Source organism: Nonomuraea sp. NPDC049400 (assembly GCF_044466425.1).
Taxonomy (GTDB): Bacteria; Actinomycetota; Actinomycetes; order Streptosporangiales; family Streptosporangiaceae; genus Nonomuraea.
Genome location: NZ_JBITMP010000003.1, coordinates 389,630 through 406,661 on the forward strand (window position 1 = coordinate 389,630; position 17,032 = coordinate 406,661).

Genomic DNA, 17,032 nt, shown 5'->3' on the forward strand with positions numbered 1-17,032 from the left:
CTCAAAGCATGTCCTGGGAAGCCACTGGCGCCTTCCGTAGAACTACTAGGCGCGCCAGTTCAGTACGGGTCCCGATGCCGAGCTTCGGGTAGATCTTGTACAGGTGGTACTCGACCGTCCGGGGGCTGAGGAAGAGCTGGGCGGCGATCTCCTTGCTGGACAGGCCGTCCGCGACCAGGCCCGCGATCCGCAGCTCCTGGGGCGTCAGCGCGTCGAGCGCCGCGTTGTGCGGAGCCTGCGCGCTCTCGCCCGCCGCCCGCAGCTCGCTCTGCGCCCGCCGTGCCCACGGCTCCGCGCCCGCCCGCTGGAACGTCTCGTACGCCGCCCGCAGGTGCCCGCGTGCCTCCCCTGGCCGGTGCGCCCGGCGCAGCCGCTCGCCCAGCAACAGCCCGGTCCTGGCCGACTCGAAGGGGTTGGCGTGCAGCCGCAACGCCTCCTCGAAGGCGGCCGGCGCCCCGTCATCGGCGCCGTCCGCCGCCAGCGCGCGGCAGCGGGCGAGGAGCGCGCGAGCCTCCGGCGTGCCCGCGTGCGCCGACCAGCGCTCGTACGCCTCCAGCGCCGCCTTCGCCGCGTCCGGGTCGCCCGCGCCCACGGCGGCCTCGATGCGGTCGGGCGTCGAACGCCACACCACGCTCGGATTCCCGGCCCCGGGACCGGCGGCTGCGATCGCGGTGAAGCGCTCGTGCGCCGCGGCGTACCGGCCGAGGCCCAGATCGAGCATGGCCAGCGCGTACGCGGCCGTCCCTGCGCGCATGCCCACCCGATGGGGGATGGCGATGGCCAGCGCGTCCTGGGCATACCGGCGGCAGGCCTCCTCCTCGCCGCGCAGCGCCGCCACGACCGCGAGGTTGGCCAGGTGCGCCGCCACCGTGTTGGTGTATCCGGCCTCGCGGGCCAGCTCGAGCCCCTCCTCCGCGATCGCCTGGCTCTCGGCCAGCCGTCCGGCGATCCGCTCCGCCGTGGCCACGAACTCCAGCACCACGGGAAGCTGTCCCACCATCCCCGACATCCTGGCGAGCCGCCCGGCCCGCTCGATCAGCTCGGCCGCCAGGTCGGCCTCGCCCAGATAGCTGGCCGCCGCCGACGCCCACATGAACTCCGCCGGCTCGCCCAGCTCGGCCACCTGCCCGAGCGCCCGCCTGAGCAGCTCGTGCCCGCCGGTGCCGTCGAGCATCGCGCCGATCCCCACGAGCACGTCGCGCAGGAAGCCCTCGGGGAACGCCGCCGCCCGCCGCCCGATCTCCACGATGGCCGCCGTGTCTCCCACGTACGAGGCCGCCTCCGCCGCGTCGGCCAGCATGCCCAGGCTCTCGCCCGCCCGCAGGATCCGCACGGCCTCGGCGGCGTCGCCGGAATTGAGCTCGAACCGGCCACGCAGCTGGGCGAGCTCCATCGCCAGCGCGGTGCTCGAGCCCGCGTGCTCGCGCGCCTCGGCCAGCAGCGACTCCGCCTGGCCCGGCCGGCCGCCGAGCCAGGCGTTCACGGCGGCGTCCTTGAGGCGTCCTGCTCGGGTGGCAGGCGCGGGGGTGAGCTCGGCGGCCCTGGCGAGGGCGGTGGCGGCGTCGCCGTAGCCTCCGCGGTCGCGGGCCCGCGTCGCGCTCTCGGCCAGCGCGGCGGCGACGACCTCGTCAGGGCCGAGGGCGGCCCCGGCCAGGTGCCAGGCCCGGCGGTCGCCGTCCGTCAGCTCCGCCAGGGCCGCGTGCGCCTCCCGGCGGGTGGCGGGGGCCGCGCTTTCGTACACCGCCGATCGGATGAGGGGGTGGCGGAAACGTACGTGTGCACCCGAGACCGTCGCCAGTCCGGCGGCCTCCAGCTCGCTCAGCGCCGTCCGGCTCGTGCCCAGCCGGTCGGCGGCGCGGAGCACGAGATCGAGATCGCCTTCGACGGCGGCCACGAGGGCCAGCAGCCGCGCCGGTCCGGACAGCGCGGCCACCTGTTCGCCGAAGAGCTGCCTCCCGCCGGGCAGCGGGTCGGGGAGCGGCTCGCGCCCCGCGAGCTGTCCGGGCGTCATCCGCCTGACCGTCTCGCGCAGGGCCAGGGGATTGCCCCCGGTCAGCCCGACGAGGTCGCGCCTGACCCGCTCCGAGACCGCCCTGCCGGCCTCCTCCCGCCCGGCGCCGCCGCCCGTCGTGGCCTGCGCCGAGAGGAGCTCGGTGGCAGCGGCGTCGTCCAGGCCGCCGACGTTCACCGACGGCAGGCCCTTCACCGGCGCGTCCCCGCGTACGGCGAGCAGCATCGCGACGCGCTCGGCGCCCAGCCGCCTGGCCGCGAACAGCAGCGCGTCGGCCGACGCCCGGTCCACCCACTGGAAGTCGTCGACCACGCAGATCAGCCCGTCCGGCACCGCCGCCTCGGCCAGCAGCGACAGCACCCCGGCCGCCAGCAGGAACCGGTCGCCGGACGCCGCCAGCCCGAGCGCGCCGCGCACGGCCTCGCGCTGCGGCTCCGGCAGCGTGTCCAGCAGGCCCACCACCGGCCGCAGCAACTGGTGCAGCGCTGCGAACGCCAGGTCCGACTCCGGCTCCACGCCGGTGGTCCTCAGCACCCGCATGGCCCCGCCCCGTGCGGCCGCCAGATCCAGCAGCGCCGTCTTGCCCACGCCCGCCTCGCCGCGCAGCACCAGAGCGGCCCCCCGGCCGTCGAGCGCCCGGGCGATCACGTCGTCGAGTGCGGCGATTTCCGCCGTTCTGCCGTAAAGCACAACAGAACACTGTATTGCCGGCGCAGGAAAACCCTTCGACGCGGGAACCGGCCATCCGGAAAGATGATCGGATGGAGTCGAGGGTTGCCGTGGTGACCGGGGTGAGCAGGCGGATCGGCATCGGCTACGCCATCGCGCGAGAGCTGCTCGCGACCGGTGCCCAAGTGCTGGTGCAGTCGTGGACCCCGCACGACGCCGAGCAGCCGTGGGGCAGCGATCCCGCGGGCATGGACGGCGTGCTCGAATCCCTGGGCGGCGTCGGCGAGCGTCTGCACCACGTCGAGGCGGACTTCGCCGATCCGGCGGCGCCGGCGTGGGTGATGGAGCAGGCGGTCGCCAGGTTCGGGCACGTGGACGTGCTGGTCGCCAACCACGCGCGCAGCTGCAGGCAGTCGCTGGAAGAGCTGACGGCCGCCGAGCTGGACCTGTCGTGGGCCGTGAACGCCCGGGCCAGCGCGCTGCTCACGCAGGCGTTCGCGGCCCAGCACGACGACCGGCGTCCGGGCGGCAGGGTGATCCTGTTCACCTCCGGCCAGCATCTGGCCCCGATGCCGGACGAGCTGCCGTACGCGATCAGCAAGGGCGCGATCCAGCAGATGACGGCCAGCCTGGCCGACGCGCTCGCGGATCGGGGCATCACCGTCAACACGGTCAACCCGGGACCGGTCGACACCGGCTGGGCCGATCCCGAGCTCACCCGGCACGTCGGCCGGGCACTGCCGGCGGGCCGTTGGGGGCAGCCGGAGGAGGTGGCCCGGCTGGTCCGCTGGCTCGCCTCCGACGAGGCGGCGTGGATCACCGGGCAGGTGATCAACTCCGAGGGAGGGTTCCGCCGCTGGGTCTCGTGATCGGGTGCTGCGTTCTGGAACCCAGCTCGGCGGCCATCCTGCCGCTGCTCCCTCAGGGCGCCATCACGGCGCTCGAGGGTTGGTCGCTCTCCCGCTGGATGTCGCGGAGGAAGCCGGTGCGCTGGGGCGTCGTCGCCATCGAGGTGGCCTCGGTCGGCGCTCACCTCACGCTTGTCGCGATCGACGGCGACTTCGGCTGGACCAGCCTGCTCTCCCTGAGCGTGCTCCTCCCGCTGGCGGTCGTCATCCCGCTGCTCACGCCGCCGGCGGCACGGTGGTTCGACCGCTGACCCCGGTCACCGGCGTGGGCCGCAGCTGCCCCTGATGATGAGCTCCGTCGGCAGGACCACGCTCCGCGGCCTCCGGCCGCCCGCCCGGAGCACGAGCTCAGCCGCCCGGTAGCCCATGTCCCTCCCCGGCTGGGCGATCACCGTCAGGGGCGGGGAGCACAGCTCGGCCCAGGGCACGTCGTCGTACATCACCAGCGACACGTCCCTCGGCACCCGCAGGTCCAGCTCCCTGGCCGCCAGCACCGCCGCCTCCCCGAGCACGTTGCCCCCGGCGACCACGGCGGACAGGTCGGGGCGGCTCTGGAACAGGCCCGAGGCGGCGGCGTAGGCGGAGTCGCGGCTGCCGGTGCCGAACACGACCAGCTCCTCGTCCACCGGCGACCCCACCGCCTCCCTGAACGCGGCCACCCGGCGGTCGTGTCCCGGCCCGCCGAGGAACGCGATGCGCTTGTGACCCAGGCCGCGCAGGTAGCGCACGGCCGTGCGGATGCCGGCCCGGTCGTCCGCCACCACGGCGGGCACGTCCAGCGGGCGGGTCTGCGGGGCGGGGGAGAGGCCGTCGAGGGCCATGAGGTCGGCGATGGCCGCCGCCCCGGCATCGTCGTGGGACGGCTGGACCGGGAGGCGGTCGGCGAAGACCACCGTCATGCCCGCGCGGATCGCGGGGGCCCAGGTCTCCGCGTCCCCCGACGGCACCGCTATCAGGCGGTCCACGCTCTGCTCCAGCAGCATGCCGATCAGGTCGGCCTCCTGCTCGGGGTCGCCGCCCGTGGAGCCGAGCATGACGGGCTCGCCGGCCGATCGGGCGCAGGCGAGCACGCCCTCCGCCAGCTGGCCGTAGAAGGTGTCGGTCAGGTCGGGGACGAGCAGCCCCATGCCGCCCGTGCGGCGTTGGCGCAGGTTGCGCCCCAGGGCGCTGGGGCGGTAGTCGAGCTGGGCGGCGACGGCCAGGACGCGCTCCCTGGTCGCCGGGCTGGCCGAGCCGCCCGACAGCACCCGGGACACGGTCGCGACGCCCACACCCGCCGCCTCGGCCACGTCCTTGATGGTCGCCCGCTTGTCCATGGAAACGATTCCATCATGGTTTCCGGAAAATCGGAAGACTCCCGAATCGACAACGGCTGGTCACGCGGCAACCCTTGACACCGATGTCCGTTTCGGGTGAGATGCTTGAAAACGTATCCACGTGAGTGGGTCACGGCAACAACATCCGGGCACCCCCGCCCTGGAGCGCGAAGGAATGTCATGGCATCCATCGTTCTGACGAACGTCGACAAGGTCTACGCCGGTGGCGTAAAGGCTGTGAACGGGCTCAACCTTGAGATCAAGGATGGCGAGTTCATGGTGCTGGTCGGCCCTTCCGGTTGCGGTAAGTCGACCGCTCTCCGGATGATCGCGGGCCTCGAGGACATCAGTGGCGGCGAGATCGCCATCGGCGACAAGGTGGTCAACCACCTGCCGCCCAAGGACCGTGACATCGCGATGGTCTTCCAGAACTACGCGCTCTACCCCCACATGACGGTCGAGGAGAACCTCGCCTTCGGCCTCAAGCTCCGCAAGATGCCCAAGCCGGAGATCCAGAAGCGCGTCAACGAGGCCGCCAAGATGCTCGGCCTGGAGACGTACCTCAAGCGCAAGCCGGCCGCTCTCTCCGGTGGTCAGCGCCAGCGTGTCGCCATGGGCCGCGCCATCGTGCGTGAGCCGCAGGCCTTCCTCATGGACGAGCCGCTGTCCAACCTCGACGCCAAGCTCCGCGTCTCCATGCGCGCCTCGCTCAACACCCTGCACGAGCGCCTCGGCGTCACCACCGTGTACGTCACCCACGACCAGGTCGAGGCCATGACCCTCGGCGACCGCGTCTGCGTGCTGCGCGACGGTCTGCTGCAGCAGGTCGACACCCCGCAGAACCTGTTCGACAAGCCGGTCAACCTCTTCGTGGCCGGGTTCATGGGCTCGCCCTCGATGAACTTCGTCACCGCCGAGCTCGTCCGCGACGGCGGCGCCGCCGTCACCTTCGCCGACATCAAGCTGCCGATCCCCGACTCGACCTTCTCCGACAAGCCGGGCCTCGACCAGTACATCGGCAAGAAGATCATCCTCGGCATCCGCCCGTCGGACTTCGAGGACGCCGCCTCCGCCGGCAACCACGCCAACGGCTGGGCCACGCTGCCGGTCAAGGCGGAGGTCACCGAGGAGCTGGGCTCCGAGATCAACGTGCTGTTCCTGATCGACGCCCCGCCGGTCGAGCACGCCGACACCACGGCCGCTCAGGACAACGACGACGACGAGGCGGCGCTGCCGCTGGTGGGCGACAAGTCCCTGTGGACCGCCCGGGTCAACGCCCGCAGCCACGTCCGTCCCGGCCAGAACATCGACCTGGTCGTCGACACGCACAACCTGCACTTCTTCGACCCGACCAGCGGCCTGGCGATCGGCCACGAGGCCAACCGCTAGCCGCCACTGTCTCCTGGTTCCCGGTCGTGAGCCCAGCTCACGGCCGCTCGGGCCCCCACCGCGACCCCCTCCCGCGGCGGGGGCCCGTTCCTGTGCGCACTCCCCGGTACGGACTACGGACTCAGCGGCCGATGCCCGCCGACACGCGGGACTGCAGGCTGCGCGGCACGAACTTGCCGAGCGCGACGATGGCCTTGTAGCGCAGGTCGGGCACGGACACCCGCTTGCCCAGCGCCAGGTCGCGCATCGCCTCCCGCACCACGTCGTCGGCCTTCAGCCACAGGAACTGGGGGATCCCCGAGGTGTCCATCGAGGCCCGCTGGTGGAACTCGGTCCGCACGAAGCCGGGGCAGAGCGCCATGATCTTGATGCGCGGGTTTCCCACCTCGTTCGCGGCGGACTCGCTGAAGTTCACCACCCACGCCTTCGACGCGCTGTAGGTGCCCCGCGTGAAGAACGCCGCCACGGACGCCACGTTGACGATCGCGCCCCGGTCACGCTCCCTCATGCCGGGCAGCGCGGCCAGCGTCAGCCTGAGCACGGCCTCGCAGTGCACCCTGAGCATGCGTGCCTCGTCCTCGACGGGCACCTCGGGGAAGCGGTCCGCGTGTCCGAACCCGGCGTTGTTCACCAGCAGGTCGACGCCGTCGCCGATCCTGGACTCGACCCTGGCGAGCCCCTCCTCGGTGCCCAGGTCGGCGGGCAGCACCTCGGCGGCCACCCCGTACCTGAGCTTGAGCTGGCCGGCGCTCTCGGAGAGCCGGCGCTCGTCACGGGAGACCAGGACGAGCGAGAAGCCGTCGGCGGCCAGGCGCCGGGCGAAGGCGGCGCCGATGCCGGTGGCCGGGCCGGTGATCAATGCGGTTGGCATGCCTGAACCCTAGCGCCGTGCGAGGATGGGCGTCGTGCGACGCGTCGTGGCCGTGGCCCTCCTCCTCGTGGCCCTCCCCGCCTGCACCGGCGAGCGGCCCCCGCCTGCCCCGCACACCCCGGAGTCGAGCGTCACCGTGACGCCGGAGCCGGCGGAGACGACACCGCCGGAGCGTGGCGAGCTGCGGTTCAAGGAGATCGCAAGACTGGAGCAGCCGGTGGCCTTCGCCGTGCGCAAGGGCGACGACCGGCTCTACGTCGCCGAGCAGACCGGCAGGCTGCGCACCTCCGACGGCGACACGGTGATCGACCTGTCCCGCGAGGTGAGCGGCGGCAACGAGCAGGGCCTGCTCGGCGTGGCGTTCCATCCCTCAGGCCGCTGGGTCTACCTCGACTGGACCGACGCGCAGGGCGACACCCACGTCACCGAGTGGGCCTTCGACGGCACGAAGGCCACGGGCAGGCGCGACGTGCTGACCCAGGAGCAGCCGTACGCCAACCACAACGGCGGCCAGCTCGCGTTCGGGCCCGACGGCCACCTCTACATAGCCCTCGGCGACGGCGGCAGCGCCGGCGACCCCCACGGCAACGGCCAGAGCCTGAAGACCTGGCTCGGCAAGATCCTGCGCATCGATCCGCGCGGCGGCCGGCCGTACAAGGTGCCCGAGGACAACCCGTTCGTCGGCCAGGAAGGCGCCAAGCCGGAAATATGGGCCTACGGGCTGCGCAACCCCTGGCGGTTCAGCTTCGACCGCGACACCGGCGATCTGTGGATCGGCGACGTCGGCCAGAACGCGTGGGAGGAGGTCGACCACCAGCCGGCGGGGTCGCGGGGCGGCGACAACTACGGCTGGAACGCCCGCGAGGGCAAGAGCCGCTACCGGGGCGCGAAGGAGCGCGGGATGGCAGATCCGGCGATCGTCTACCCGCTGAACGAGGGCGGCAACTGCTCGGTCATCGCCGGACACGTCTACCGCGGCAAGAAGATCCCCTGGCTGCGGGGCCGGTTCCTCTACGGCGACTTCTGCGCCGGATGGATCAAGGCCGCGCGCGCCGACCGGCCGGCGGACGCGGCCGAGGTCGGGAAGGTCGAGCAGCTCTCGTCGTTCGGCGAGGGCCACGACGGCGAGCTGTACGCGCTCAGCCTGAGGGGCCCTCTCTATCGGATCGAGCCTTCCTGACCCGCTCGATCAGCTTCTCGACCTGGTCGTTCAGCTGGCTGCCCCGGGCCCAGCCCGCGTAGTGGGTGAGGAAGACGACCACCTCGCGCAGCTCGGTCTCGGTGAGCTCGCCGGTCCGCAGCGCGGCGTCGAGCTGGACGTCCGTCTGCTCGTGGAGTCCCTGGCCGACGAGCAGCCCGAGCAGGATCAGGCGGCGCTCCCTCATCGACAGGGCCGGCCTCGACCAGACGTCGGCGAACTGCCGCTCCGCAGTCATGCCGAAAGAATCGACGGTCTCCATCGCGGGCTCTGACATTGTGCGCTCCCGGGGCGGTCGGAAGGGATCCTCATATCTTTCGCTACTTCCTGAGTTGAACCAATGGGGGTTGCATGAACGTTGTAGTAGCCCCATGTCACGGAGCGCGACACCGCCGATACCCGGCCGTAGTCGATCTGTAACAAGTAAAGCCAATGCACGGCCAAGATTTGGTCAAGATTTTTAACCGTGCGCTGGGCTCATTCCGCCTGAAAGCGGGCACAACAACTCCGTTGGTCCGTAAAGCGGAGGTAAGCCCTGGTGAAAACGGCACGGGGTTTGATCGCGGTCACGGTCGCGGTCCTGATGCTGTCCGCGTGCGTCGGACAGCCCGATTTCCACTACGTACGTGACAAGGCCGGCACCACCTACTTCAAGGTGCCGTACTCGTTCACGCAGCTCAACGCCCAGCCCATCGAGCTGTACCTGTCCGGCGACCACCCGAACTCGGAGGCGGCCCTGCTCCGGGCCCAGCGGGTCTGGTCGACGGCCTTCGACCAGTCCGCGGAGCCGTCGGTCAACCACCTGCTCGGCTCGGCGGAGCCGTTCGTCTACGCCACCGTGCACCAGCTCACCGAGGAGCAGCGGGACGCGATCTCGCTCAACCGGCTGCGCGACTTCGTGCTGCCGGTGACGAGCCAGGTGCGCGAGCTCTACGCGCAGCAGGCCATGGCGACGGGCCAGCCGCCGATGTTCCGGAACTTCGAACTCCTCAAGGACGAGGTGCTGACCCTGGACGACGGCGCCAGAGGGGTCCGGGTCCGCTTCAACTACCAGATCGGCAACGACGTCCAGACGTTCGACCACACCGCCATCCTCGACGAGAAGGGCGCCACGGTCTCCGTCATGCTCATCGGCTGCCAGTCCATCTGCTTCAGGAAGCGCGCCGCCGAGTTCGACAAGATCGAGAGTACGTTCAAGCTGCTCCGGCTGCCTGGATGAGGGAGCACCATTGACCACGACCGTTCACCACGAGGGGCTGCGTGCCCCTGGCAGCGGGCCCTCCGATCCCGAATCCGTGACCAGGAAGAAGATGCAGTTCTGGGACCGGAGCAAGTTCCTCATCGCCCTGGTGCTCGCCTACCTCATCCTCACGTGGAAGGTGATGGCCGACTTCCAGGGCATCGTCATGTTCCACGAGGCCGCACTGGTGATCGCGAACGCGTACCAGTGGATCTTCTGGCTGCTGGGCGTGGAGGTCGTGCGGCAGCTGCACTTCTTGGTCAGCGAGCACTGGTCGGCCTACCACCGCTTCTGGAGCCAGAAGGTCTTCGGCGGCTTCGAGCGCTGGACGCACCGCCGCTTCGACGACTGGACGAGATACCGCCTCTCGCGGGCGCTCAAAGTGACCTTCTTCGTCGTGCTGATCGCGCTGGTGCTGGGCGCGGTCATGGACGTCAGCCCGTTCGTGGCGGTGATGCAGGCGCCGGCGCTGCTCTGGCAGGCGATGCCGTTCCTGATCCAGATCATCTTCCTGTTCTTCGTGATCATCATCCAGTTCGTGGGCCTGTTCTGGTTCCTGTCCAGAGGCGGCGTGGAGACGTACTTCCCCGACGACATCAAGACCCGCTTCCACGACGTGTGGGGGCAGGACCACGTGGTCGAGCGCGTCCGCGAGAACATCGTCTTCCTGGAGCGGCCCGACGAGATCGAGCGGCGCGGCGGGTACGTCCCCAGCGGCCTGCTGCTGTGGGGGCCGCCGGGCACCGGCAAGACCCTCATGGCCGAGGCCGTGGCCGGCGAGACCGGCAAGCCGTACGTGTTCGTGGATCCGGGCGCGTTCACGAACATGTTCATGGGCATCGGCATCCTGAAGGTCAAGTCGCTGTTCAGGAAGCTGCGCAAACTGGCGCTCAGGTACGGCGGCGTGATCGTCTTCTTCGACGAGGCCGATTCCCTCGGCAAGCGCGGCCGGCTCGCCCAGCAGGGGCCGCCCGGGCAGGGCGGCTTCTCCGGGCTGTCGGGCTTCAACGGCTGCCACGGGCTCAACTACCTGTCCGAGGAGACCCGCCAGGTGCTGGCCTTCCGCGGCGCCCGCGACGCCGGTGAGGAGCCGGGGCGGCGCAACCGCTTCATCATGGGCGGCGGCATGATGAACAGCGGCGACCCCGGCACGCTGCAGGCGCTGCTCACCGAGCTGTCCGGGCTCAAGAAGCCGCGCGGGTTCTTCAACCGGCTCGTACGACGGCTGCTCGGCATGCGGCCCAAGCCGCCGCCCAAGTACCGCATCCTCGTCATGATGGCCACGAACCGGCCCGACGCGCTCGACGAGGCGCTGCTGCGGCCGGGCCGCATCGACCGCATCTACAAGGTCGGCTACCCGTCCAAGGCGGGCCGGGTGCGTACGTACCAGGGCTATTTCGACAAGGTGTGGCACGAGCTGACCCCCGAGCAGATCGACAAGCTGGCCACCATCACCCCGTACGCCACCGGCGCCACGATCAAGGACCTGGTCAACGAGTCCCTGATCACCGCGATCAGGGACGGCCGCGAGGTCATCACCTGGTCGGACGTGCTGCGGGCCAAGCGGCTCAAGCAGCTCGGCCCGCCCGAGGACGTCGAGTACATCGAGCGCGAGCGGCACGCCGTGGCCGTGCACGAGGCCTGCCACGCCGTGGTGGCGTACGTGACCCGCTTCCACCTCGAGATCGACATCGCCACGATCGAGAAGGGCGCCGACTACCTGGGCATGGTCGCCTCGATCAAGCCGGAGGACCAGTTCACCAGGTGGAAGTCCGAGCACGAGGCCGACATCATGGTCTCCCTGGCCTCGCTGGCCGGCGAGCGGATGTTCTTCGGCGAGGACAACTCCTCCGGGGTCTCCGGCGACCTGTACTCAGCCACGTACCTGACCGCCATGATGGAGTCGTACTGGGGCATGGGCTCCGGAGTCACCTCGCTGCCCGCGCTCCAGGAGCTGGAGATCATGGGCGGCAAGGCGGTGCGCAAGTCCCGCCCCGGCGGCGGCGGCGCCATCGGCATCACCGACAGGGAGCCGGTCAGGCGCGAGCCCGACCTGACCCCCGACGTGCTGGGGGAGCGGATCGAGTTCAACCTGGTGCGGCTGCTGGAGAAGACCGAGGAGCTGCTGCAGGAGCACCGCAGGGAGGTGCTCTGCGTGGCGCACGCGCTGGAGACGCACAAGACGCTCAACGGCGACGACGTGGTGGCGATCATCCGTAGGGAGCCCGGCCCGCTCATCGACGGGACGATCTACGCTTCCGACGAGCTCTACCAGGAGCTGGAGGACTACCATCGCGACGCGGCCAGGGCGCACAAGGAGCACAGCCACATCGAGCGGGACCTCCCAGGACCGGCGGAGGAGCCGGTGGAGCTGCCGCCGGTCTCCTACGGCGGTCCCGGCGTCAAGGCCGTCCAGCTGACGGCGCCGCCGACCCCGGTGATCCAGGCGCCGCCCGCGGCGGCCACCGCTCCTGCCACCGCTCCTGCCGCGCAGGGCGGGCACGCCGAGCCGTCCGACCGGCCCGAGTTCGTGCCGTGGGCGGCGGTGACTCCGCCCGCGCGGCCCGTCGTCGTGGGGACGCCCGCCCCGTCTTCCGCACCGCCCTCCGCCCCGTCTCCCGCCCCGCGCCGGCGCGCGGGCCGGGTCTGGCTGGTCGTCGCGAGCCTGCTGGGGCTGGTGGCGCTGGCCATCATCGCGGCGCTCGCGGTGACGGGCACGGTGGCGGGCGGCGGCCCGAACGCGACGGCCTCGGCCGTGGCCTCGCCCGGGCTGCTGCTCCTGCTGTTCGTCGTGGTCGTCGCGGTGATCGTGGGCGCTGGGCTCGCGCTCGTCGCGATCAGGGGGGTACGCGCCGCGCAGGCCAAGGCCGAACGCGAACGCGACCAGGCCCACGCCCGGGCCCAGCTCCTGGCCGCGGCGATGGACCCGGACACGGCCATGCGCCTGCTGGGCTACGACGGCAACGGCACGGAGGGCCGTACCTGAAAGAATGACGGGGTGCCACAGCACCCCGTCATCGTCGTCGAGCGTTAACACAGATCTGGCCTGATTAACACGGCGTTCACATATGGGCAAAAATCGGGAAACGGCTGTCCGTAAGACTCGGCGTGGCTGTGTAACACCCCGAGAAAAGGACCGCCGTGAGCTACAAGGCTGAGTACATCTGGATCGACGGCACGGAGCCGACCGCTCTGCTGCGCTCGAAGACGAAGATCCTCGCCGACGGCGCCGAGCCGCCGGTCTGGGGCTTCGACGGCTCCAGCACCAACCAGGCCGAGGGCCACTCGTCGGACCGCGTGCTCCGTCCGGTGTTCGTCTGCCCCGACCCGATCCGCGGCGGTGACAACGTCCTCGTCCTCTCCGAGGTCGAGGAGATCAACGGTGACGCGCACGTCAGCAACACCCGCGCCCTGCTCCGCCCGATCGCCGAGAAGTACGCCGAGCAGGACTCCTGGTTCGGCATCGAGCAGGAGTACACCTTCTTCAAGGGCAGCCGTCCGCTCGGCTTCCCCGAGGGCGGCTTCCCCGCCCCGCAGGGCCCGTACTACTGCGGTGTCGGCGCCGACGCCATCTTCGGCCGCGAGATCGTCGAGCTGCACCTCGACCGCTGCCTCGCCGCCGGTCTGGCGATCTCCGGCATCAACGCCGAGGTCATGCCCGGCCAGTGGGAGTTCCAGGTCGGCCCGGCCGGCCCGCTCGAGGTCGCCGACCACCTGTGGGTGGCCCGCTGGCTGCTCTACCGCACGGCCGAGGAGTTCGGCGTGGAGGCCACGCTCGACGCCAAGCCCGCCCGCGGCGACTGGAACGGCGCCGGCGCGCACACCAACTTCTCGACCAAGGCCATGCGCGAGGGCTACGACGCCATCATCACCGCCTGCGAGGCGCTCGGTGAGGGCGACAAGCCGATGGAGCACATCACGCAGTACGGCGCGGGCGTCGAGAGCCGCCTGACCGGCGCCCACGAGACCGCCCCGTGGAACAAGTACAGCTACGGCGTGTCCGACCGTGGCGCGTCCGTGCGCATCCCGTGGCAGGTCGAGGTGGAGAAGAAGGGCTACATCGAGGACCGCCGCCCGAACGCCAACGTCGACCCGTACGTGGTCACCCGCCTGCTGGTGAACACCTGCTGCGCGGCCCTGGAGAAGGCCGGCCAGGTCTGACCCTCGCTCGGAAAACGAACGGGCCCCTCGTCTCCGAGGGGCCCGTTCTTGCATCGAGACAAGACGATTATGGCAGGCGGAAGGCCAGATCGGGCTCGATTTCCGCGACATCCATCTGGGCTTTCTGCAGGCGGCCCGAATGGTCCCAGTTCATCGCCTGCCAGCGGGTGAACTGGTCGAGCACCCACATGCCCGACTGGCGGCTGCCGTTGCCTGACTTGCCGTTGCCGCCGAACGGGAGGTGGGCCTCGGCGCCCGAGGTGGAGTTGTTGACGCTGACCATGCCCGCCGAGATGCCCTCGCGGAAGCGGAAGGCGTGCTGCGGGTCGGTGGTGTAGATGGAGCTCGACAGGCCGTAGCCGGGCAGGTTGGCCAGCTCGATGGCCTCGTCGAGGGTCGTGAACGTGGTCACGCCGACGATCGGGCCGAACGTCTCCTCCAGGAACAGGCGGTCGGTGGGCTGCACGCCGTCCACGACGACCGGGTGGTAGTAGAGGCCCTGCTCGCCGTCGAAGTCGCCGTGCGGGTTGTCCTTCGTGATTTTCCCGATATTTCCGGACACGACCTTGTGGTGGGGCTGGATCCAGGTCAGGAACTCCTCGTACCGGTCGGCGAACTTCTGGTCGAGCAGCGGGCCCGCCAGCACCTCCTGCTCCGGGTGACCGATCCGCGCCTCGCGCACCGCCCGCGCGAACCGCTCGACGAACTCGTCGTGCACGCTCTCATGCACGATCACCGTGCCCAGGCTCGTGCAGCGCTGGCCCGCCGTGCCGAAGCCCGAGAACAGCGCGCCCTCGACGGCCAGGTCGAGGTCGGCGTCCGGCATGATCACCATCGGGTTCTTGCCGCCCAGCTCCAGGCAGGCCGACTGCAGGTGCCGCCCGGTCAGCTCGCCGATCTTCCTGCCCACCTCGCTGGAGCCGGTGAACCCGACCTTCTGCACGCTTCCCTCCTCAAGAGCCTGCTCCAGGCCCTTGAACGTCTCGGCGCCGTCGGCGAAGACGATGTTCAGCACGCCGTCGGGCAGCCCGGCGGCCACGAAGAGCTGGAACATGGCGTGCGCGGAGGCGGCGGCGTACTCGGCGGGCTTCCAGACGACGGCGTTGCCGCAGAGCAGCGCCGGGACCAGATACCACGAGGGCACGGCGACCGGGAAGTTGCCCGCGGTGACGACCGCCGCCACGCCGATGGGGTTCCGGAACGTGAACAGGTTCTTGTCCGGCATCTCCGACGGGACCGTCTGCCCGTACAACCTGCGGCCCTCGCCGAGGAAGAAGTCGCACGTGTCCACGATCTCCCGCACCTCGCCCAGAGCCTCGGCGTACGGCTTGCCGATCTCCTCGGTCACCAGGTGGGCCAGCCGCTCGGCGTTGGCCTCGACCAGCCGCCCGATGGAGGCGATCACCCGGCCGCGCACGGGCGCGGGCACCTTGGCCCACTCGCGCTGGGCCTCCTTGGCGGCGCGGCAGGCGGCGGCGAACGTGCCGGCGTCGGCCAGACCGACGTGGGCCACGATCTCGCCGGTGCGCGCGGGGTTGGTCGACTCGTACGTGGCGGTGGTGCCCGCCTCCTTGCCACCCACTATGGAAACGATCTGACGGCTCACCGGTGCCCTCCTCGTAGTTCTTTCGCTCAGACAATCATCTCGCCGGAAGAAACCCAAGGCGTCAGCCGCTCTCCAGGGCGAGCCTGCGCAGCTCGGGGCCGTGCTCCGGGTGCGCGAGCGCGGCGGCGAACTGGGCCTTGAGGTAGTTGAGCGGCGAGCCCGTGTCCCACCAGGTGCCGTCGATGACCTGCCCGTACACCGGGTGGCCGGCGGCGTGCCTGTGCAGGGCGTCGGTGAGGTAGATCTCGCCCTGCGGGTTCTGGTGCCACCTGCGCGTCTGCTCCTGGAGCTCCTCGACGACGCCGGGGGTGACGACGTACCCGCCGATGGCGGCGTAGCGCGAGGGGGCCTCCTCGGGGGACGGCTTCTCCACCAGCCCGGAGATCAGCAGCCGGCCGCCGCCGAGGTCCTCCTTGACGATCGGCACGCCGTAGCGCGACGCGTCCTCGACCGCCATCGGCATCAGGGCCAGCACGGGTGCCCCTGTGGCCTCGTACGCGGCCTTGAGCTGCTTGGCCCTGGGCACCTCGGCCACGAACACGTCGTCGGCCCACAGCACCATGAACGGCTCGTCGCCGATGACGCGGGCGGCGTTGAGCACGGGGGTGCCGTTGCCGTACGGGCCGTTCTGGTACAGGTACGTGATGTGGGCCAGCGACGACAGCTCCGCGACCGCGTCGGCCAGATCGTCCTTGCCGGCGGCGCGCAGCTGCAGCTCGAGGTCGGCGTCGGGGGCGAAGTGCCGCTGGATGAGGTCCTTGCGGGGTGAGGTGACGATGGTGATCTCGTCGATGCCGGAGTCCACGAGCTCGCGGATGGTGTGCTCGATGACGGGCTTGTCGCCGATCGGCAACATCTCCTTGGGCAGCGCCCTGGTCAGCGGCAGCAGCCGGGTGCCGAGACCGGCCACCGGGATGACGGCTTTGTGGACCATGGGTCTCTCCTTGATCGAGCGGCTTGATCGTGCGGGGAGAGAGCCGACGTTACCTCAGCCGTTCGCGACGACGCCTTGCTAGGCCGTGAAGTCGGCGTAGTCGAAGCCCGGTGACACGATGCAGCTCACCAGCACCGGCTCGTCGGAGGCAGGGCGGGCCGACTGCCATACGCCGCCGGGCACGACCGCCTGCGGCACCTGGCCCTCCTCCACGAGCGGCCCGAGCGTGAGCGTGGAGTCGCCGATCGTCAGGCTCAGCGGGCCGCCGCGGTGCCACAGCCAGACCTCGTCCGACCTGACCATGTGCGGCACCGACTGCTCGCCAGGGTTCAGCAGGAAGTAGATGCCGGTGGCACTGGCCCGCGGTCCCGCGTACCCGTCCGGCTGGAACGTGACCGCCGTCCTCCACGTCTCCCTGAACCAGCCGCCTTCGGGGTGGGGGAGCAGGTCGAGGGCCTCGGCGATGGGCGGGCGCTCGACGAACGCCACAGGGGCGCCCGTGACGTCTCTGCGCAGGAAGCGGTTGCCGTCCAGGACGAGCTGCCCGCCGAGCGGGCTGGCGAGGGCCGCCGCCTCGTCGGACACCTCTATGGACGGGCCGTCGGGGTACGTGCGCAGCTCCACTTGGCACAGTTTATGCCAATAAATCAGGACGATGTGGGTGATGCCTGCATGGTTGCTGGGCATCTCGCCGACCTAACACGAAATGTCGGTCGAGGTGGCTAGTCT

Annotated in this window: 14 protein-coding genes; 7 read left to right on the plus strand and 7 right to left on the minus strand. The window is 70.7% G+C overall.

Annotation, left to right across the window (positions count from 1 at the left end; genetic code table 11):
• Window position 1: 1 nt before the first annotated feature.
• On the minus strand, window positions 2-2,701 hold the full coding sequence (locus tag ACIBVN_RS05820; RefSeq protein WP_397133082.1) for a LuxR C-terminal-related transcriptional regulator: 2,700 nt from the start codon (window positions 2,699-2,701) through the stop codon (window positions 2-4).
• Window positions 2,702-2,772: 71 nt separating this feature from the next.
• Here ACIBVN_RS05820 and ACIBVN_RS05825 point away from each other — a divergent pair, with 71 nt between their 5' ends.
• Both ACIBVN_RS05825 and ACIBVN_RS05830 read left to right on the plus strand, forming a co-directional pair.
• The gene (locus tag ACIBVN_RS05825; protein ID WP_397133084.1) at window positions 2,773-3,549 is read left to right on the plus strand and encodes an SDR family oxidoreductase; all 777 of its coding nucleotides are present in this window, start codon (window positions 2,773-2,775) and stop codon (window positions 3,547-3,549) included.
• Complete coding sequence (locus tag ACIBVN_RS05830; protein WP_397133086.1) at window positions 3,546-3,839, plus strand: hypothetical protein; 294 nt, start codon at window positions 3,546-3,548, stop codon at window positions 3,837-3,839. Before ACIBVN_RS05825 ends, ACIBVN_RS05830 begins: the two co-directional genes overlap by 4 nt.
• A 6-nt stretch (window positions 3,840-3,845) precedes the next feature.
• On the opposite strand, the gene ACIBVN_RS05835 is transcribed toward ACIBVN_RS05830, so the two are convergent.
• On the minus strand, window positions 3,846-4,904 hold the full coding sequence (locus ACIBVN_RS05835; RefSeq protein WP_397133088.1) for a LacI family DNA-binding transcriptional regulator: 1,059 nt from the start codon (window positions 4,902-4,904) through the stop codon (window positions 3,846-3,848).
• A gap of 180 nt (window positions 4,905-5,084) precedes the next feature.
• Here ACIBVN_RS05835 and ACIBVN_RS05840 point away from each other — a divergent pair, with 180 nt between their 5' ends.
• Window positions 5,085-6,293: an ABC transporter ATP-binding protein gene (locus tag ACIBVN_RS05840; RefSeq protein ID WP_397133090.1), complete on the plus strand. Its 1,209-nt coding sequence runs from the start codon at window positions 5,085-5,087 to the stop codon at window positions 6,291-6,293.
• A gap of 121 nt (window positions 6,294-6,414) precedes the next feature.
• Here the strand turns inward: ACIBVN_RS05840 and ACIBVN_RS05845 are convergent, their stop codons facing one another.
• Window positions 6,415-7,164: an SDR family NAD(P)-dependent oxidoreductase gene (locus tag ACIBVN_RS05845; RefSeq protein ID WP_397133092.1), complete on the minus strand. Its 750-nt coding sequence runs from the start codon at window positions 7,162-7,164 to the stop codon at window positions 6,415-6,417.
• Window positions 7,165-7,198: 34 nt separating this feature from the next.
• Between ACIBVN_RS05845 and ACIBVN_RS05850 the strand changes: the two genes are divergently transcribed.
• Window positions 7,199-8,344, plus strand: a complete 1,146-nt coding sequence (locus ACIBVN_RS05850) for a PQQ-dependent sugar dehydrogenase (RefSeq protein WP_397133094.1) — start codon at window positions 7,199-7,201, stop codon at window positions 8,342-8,344.
• On the opposite strand, the gene ACIBVN_RS05855 is transcribed toward ACIBVN_RS05850, so the two are convergent.
• Window positions 8,304-8,639: a carboxymuconolactone decarboxylase family protein gene (locus ACIBVN_RS05855; RefSeq protein ID WP_397133096.1), complete on the minus strand. Its 336-nt coding sequence runs from the start codon at window positions 8,637-8,639 to the stop codon at window positions 8,304-8,306. The genes ACIBVN_RS05850 and ACIBVN_RS05855 overlap by 41 nt on opposite strands.
• 261 nt (window positions 8,640-8,900) lie before the next feature.
• Here ACIBVN_RS05855 and ACIBVN_RS05860 point away from each other — a divergent pair, with 261 nt between their 5' ends.
• The 3 genes from ACIBVN_RS05860 (at window position 8,901) to glnII (ending at window position 13,763) form a co-directional block, all read left to right on the plus strand.
• Window positions 8,901-9,581: a hypothetical protein gene (locus tag ACIBVN_RS05860; RefSeq protein ID WP_397133098.1), complete on the plus strand. Its 681-nt coding sequence runs from the start codon at window positions 8,901-8,903 to the stop codon at window positions 9,579-9,581.
• A gap of 10 nt (window positions 9,582-9,591) precedes the next feature.
• A complete protein-coding gene (locus ACIBVN_RS05865) occupies window positions 9,592-12,588 on the plus strand; it encodes an AAA family ATPase (RefSeq protein WP_397133100.1) in 2,997 nt (998 codons plus the stop codon).
• Between the two features lie 155 nt (window positions 12,589-12,743).
• Complete coding sequence (gene glnII, locus ACIBVN_RS05870) at window positions 12,744-13,763, plus strand: glutamine synthetase (protein ID WP_397133102.1); 1,020 nt, start codon at window positions 12,744-12,746, stop codon at window positions 13,761-13,763.
• A 67-nt stretch (window positions 13,764-13,830) separates the two neighbouring features.
• Here the strand turns inward: glnII and ACIBVN_RS05875 are convergent, their stop codons facing one another.
• From ACIBVN_RS05875 to ACIBVN_RS05885, 3 genes are all read right to left on the minus strand, one after another.
• Entirely contained in the window at window positions 13,831-15,369 is a 1,539-nt protein-coding gene (locus tag ACIBVN_RS05875; RefSeq protein ID WP_397133104.1) for an aldehyde dehydrogenase family protein, read from the minus strand.
• Between the two features lie 61 nt (window positions 15,370-15,430).
• Window positions 15,431-16,303 carry a UTP--glucose-1-phosphate uridylyltransferase gene (locus tag ACIBVN_RS05880; protein WP_397133106.1) on the minus strand — a complete coding sequence of 291 codons (873 nt, stop codon included), beginning with the start codon at window positions 16,301-16,303 and terminating at the stop codon, window positions 15,431-15,433.
• A gap of 78 nt (window positions 16,304-16,381) precedes the next feature.
• Window positions 16,382-16,927 (minus strand): cupin domain-containing protein, encoded by a 546-nt coding sequence (locus ACIBVN_RS05885; RefSeq protein WP_397133108.1) that lies wholly within the window; start codon window positions 16,925-16,927, stop codon window positions 16,382-16,384.
• Window positions 16,928-17,032: the final 105 nt, after the last annotated feature.

What these genes read in the sequence shown, in the direction of transcription:
- ACIBVN_RS05845 (WP_397133092.1), bottom strand. Translation starts at nt 7,164, where the DNA reads ATGCCAACCGCATTGATCACCGGCCCGGCCACCGGCATCGGCGCCGCC.
- ACIBVN_RS05855 (WP_397133096.1), bottom strand. Translation starts at nt 8,639, where the DNA reads ATGTCAGAGCCCGCGATGGAGACCGTCGATTCTTTCGGCATGACTGCG.
- ACIBVN_RS05825 (WP_397133084.1), top strand. Translation starts at nt 2,773, where the DNA reads ATGGAGTCGAGGGTTGCCGTGGTGACCGGGGTGAGCAGGCGGATCGGC.
- ACIBVN_RS05840 (WP_397133090.1), top strand. Translation starts at nt 5,085, where the DNA reads ATGGCATCCATCGTTCTGACGAACGTCGACAAGGTCTACGCCGGTGGC.
- ACIBVN_RS05880 (WP_397133106.1), bottom strand. Translation starts at nt 16,303, where the DNA reads ATGGTCCACAAAGCCGTCATCCCGGTGGCCGGTCTCGGCACCCGGCTG.
- ACIBVN_RS05835 (WP_397133088.1), bottom strand. Translation starts at nt 4,904, where the DNA reads ATGGACAAGCGGGCGACCATCAAGGACGTGGCCGAGGCGGCGGGTGTG.